Source organism: Streptomyces sp. RP5T, assembly GCF_003933965.1.
Taxonomy (GTDB): Bacteria; Actinomycetota; Actinomycetes; order Streptomycetales; family Streptomycetaceae; genus Streptomyces.
The window spans coordinates 1-2,779 of sequence record NZ_RSAJ01000844.1; the positions used below are offsets into that span (position 1 = coordinate 1).

The 2,779-nt window shown below is 70.3% G+C and carries 2 protein-coding genes and 3 tRNA genes; 4 read left to right on the top strand and 1 reads right to left on the bottom strand.

Features of this window, described 5'->3' with window-relative positions; all coding sequences use genetic code 11:
* Positions 1-237: 237 nt before the first annotated feature.
* A complete protein-coding gene (locus tag EHS43_RS41870) occupies positions 238-588 on the bottom strand; it encodes a metallopeptidase family protein (RefSeq protein WP_125195717.1) in 351 nt (116 codons plus the stop codon).
* Between the two features lie 85 nt (positions 589-673).
* On the opposite strand from EHS43_RS41870, the gene EHS43_RS41875 reads away from it, so the two are divergent.
* The 4 genes from EHS43_RS41875 to EHS43_RS41890 all read left to right on the top strand — a co-directional run bounded on the left by EHS43_RS41875 (position 674) and on the right by EHS43_RS41890 (position 2,633).
* Complete coding sequence (locus tag EHS43_RS41875; protein ID WP_125195718.1) at positions 674-2,269, top strand: metallophosphoesterase; 1,596 nt, start codon at positions 674-676, stop codon at positions 2,267-2,269.
* Positions 2,270-2,349: 80 nt separating this feature from the next.
* Positions 2,350-2,422, top strand: a tRNA-Glu gene (locus EHS43_RS41880).
* 38 nt (positions 2,423-2,460) lie between these two features.
* A tRNA-Asp gene (locus tag EHS43_RS41885) sits at positions 2,461-2,535 on the top strand.
* A 24-nt stretch (positions 2,536-2,559) separates the two neighbouring features.
* Positions 2,560-2,633: transfer RNA gene (locus EHS43_RS41890), tRNA-Phe, on the top strand.
* The last annotated feature ends 146 nt before the right edge of the window (positions 2,634-2,779 follow it).

The window sequence follows — 2,779 nt, forward strand, 5'->3', positions numbered from 1 at the left end:
GTACCCCCGTCCGGCGCCTTGCCGCCCCGCTCACCGGCGGAGTGCGAGGGCCTCGCGCCGCTGCCTCCCTCGTCCCCGCCCACACTCATGCAGCCCGCGGCGGCGGCTACGGCGATGACCGTGGCGGCCAGACGGACGGGTACGTACATGGGGCGCACGAGCAGCCACCTCCGAGGGCGGTCGTCTAAGAGTCGACCTGCCCAACTCCCGCCGCCCGCAAGAGGACACGCGAACGGGTCATCCGTACCCGAGTGCGTGCAGCCGCGCGTCGTCGATCCCGAAGTGATGGGCGATCTCGTGCACGACCGTCACCTCGGTCTCCGCGACGACGTCCTCGCGGGAATCGCACATCCTGAGCGTCGGCCCCCGGTAGATCGTGATGCGGTCCGGCAGCACCCCGGCGTACCACTCACCCCGGTCGGTCAGCGGTGTGCCCTCGTACAGCCCGAGCAGCTCGGGGTCGTCCGCGGGCGGTTCGTCCTCGACGAACACCGCGACGTTGTCCATCAGTCGCGTCAACTCCGGCGGAATACGGTCCAGGGCCTCGGCGACCAGGTTCTCGAACTCCTCGCGCGTCATCTCCAGCACATGCCCATTCTCCGGTACGACCCGGCCGTACGAGAGGCATGAGAACGCCCGCATATCCACGCGCGGACTTGGGCATACGGGATCAATGGCCCGCGTCCCCGCCGCAGTCCTGAACGTCCGGAGCATCCTGAACACGCTACGAAGGCCCCCGCGAGCCCTCGCCCGCCAGTACGGCAGGCGGCGCCCCCATCCGTCCGTCGAGCTCGTCCACCAGCCGCACCCCTGGGCCCGCGCCCTCGGCCTGGTCGCCGTCGTCCTTCTGGGCGCCTGGCTCGGTCTGCTGGTCGTGGGAAACGTCAGGGTCCCGGTCGGGCCCATGAACACCACGATGACCCTGCGCCCGTCCCTGACCGGCGGCACGAAGATCAACGTCTCCCCGCTCGGCGCGCTCCAGTTCGACAGCCACCAGGCCCCGGTCCGCCTCGACGTCAACGTCGACCAGCTCGACCCGGCACGCTCCCAGGCCCTGGTCGACCACCCCGAGCGCCTCTCCGGCCTCCAGGAGGAGGTCGCCACGGACGTCGAGCACGGCACCCTCGACCTCGCCCTGCGCTCCTGCGTCGCCGTGGTGTCGGGCGCCACGGCACTCGGCCTCGCGGTCTACCGCCGCCCCCGCAGGGCCCTCGGCGCCGGCGGCCTCGCCCTCGCCCTCCTGGCGGCCTGCGGCGGCACGGCGTACGCCACCTGGAACCCGGAGTCGGTCCTGGAGCCCAGGTTCTCGGGGCTGCTCTCCTCCGCCCCCTCCCTGGTCGGCAACGCGCGCAGCATCGTCACCGAGTTCGACGTCTACCAGAAGGAGCTGGCCCGCCTGGTGACGAACGTGACCAAGCTCTACGACGTCACGTCCACGCTCCCCGCCTACCAGCCGGACCCCACCACCATCCGGGTCCTGCACGTCTCCGACATCCATCTCAACCCCGCGAGCTGGAAGATCATCGCCTCGCTGGTGGAGCAGTACAAGGTCGACGTGATCGTCGACTCCGGCGACACGATGGACCACGGCACGGCCGCGGAGAACGGCTTCCTGGACCCGATCCCGGACCTGGGGGCGCCGTACGTCTGGGTCCGCGGCAACCACGACTCGCTGACCACCCAGCGCTACATGGAGGGCCTCAAGGGCGTCCACGTCCTCGACAACGGCCGGGCGCAGACCATCGCCGGGCTGCGGTTCGCCGGCATCGGCGACCCCCAGTTCACCCCGGACCGCTCCACGAACCCGGGAGCCGACGAGTCCCAGGAGGCGGCGGGCGACCGGCTGGCCGCCGCGCTGCGCGCACAGCGGGCGGCGGGCACCCCGGTCGACCTCGCGATCGCCCACGAACCCTCGGCGGCCCGCCGGGTCGACGGCGAGGTCCCGATGATCCTGTCCGGCCACCTCCACCACCAGGAGATGGAGGTCATGGAGAAGGGCACGCGACTGCGCGTCGAGGGCTCGACGGGCGGCAGCGGACTGCGGGCCGTCGAGGGCAAGTACCCCGACCCCATCGAGGCCTCGCTCCTGTACCTGGACCGCGACACCCGCCGCCTGCAGGCCTGGGACGAGATCAGGCTCGGCGGCCTCGGCCTCACGACGGCGGAGGTCAGCCGCCACCTCCCCGAGGACAACCAGCCGGGAGCGACACCCTCGCCCGCCGGCTCGCCCACGGGGTCACGCACACCCTCGCCCACGGGCAGCCCCTAAACCGTTTTGGCGATACCTCCCGGCATCCCATATGCTTCTCACGTCCCCGACGCGCTGAGAAGCGCCCAGGCGGGCCGATAGCCCTCATCGTCTAGCGGCCTAGGACGCCGCCCTTTCAAGGCGGTAGCACGGGTTCGAATCCCGTTGGGGGCACGCAACACCGTGTGCGACACTGTTCGTGCACAACGCTTGGTCCTGTGGAGCAGTTTGGAGTGCTCGCCACCCTGTCAAGGTGGAGGCCGCGGGTTCAAATCCCGTCAGGACCGCTGAGGTTTCCCCGGAAGCCTCGCGGCTGGGTAGCTCAGTTGGTACGAGCGACCGCCTGAAAAGCGGTAGGTCGCCGGTTCGACCCCGGCCCCAGCCACAGCACAGACCCCGATCTCCGGATCGGGGTCTTGTTGTATGTGTCGTGCGACTCGTGCGCCGTTCGACGCGCATGCCGTACGGCGGCGGACAAAACCGTTCGCCAGTAATTTCGCCGGGATGAGATCCTGGACCGCGTATGTCTAC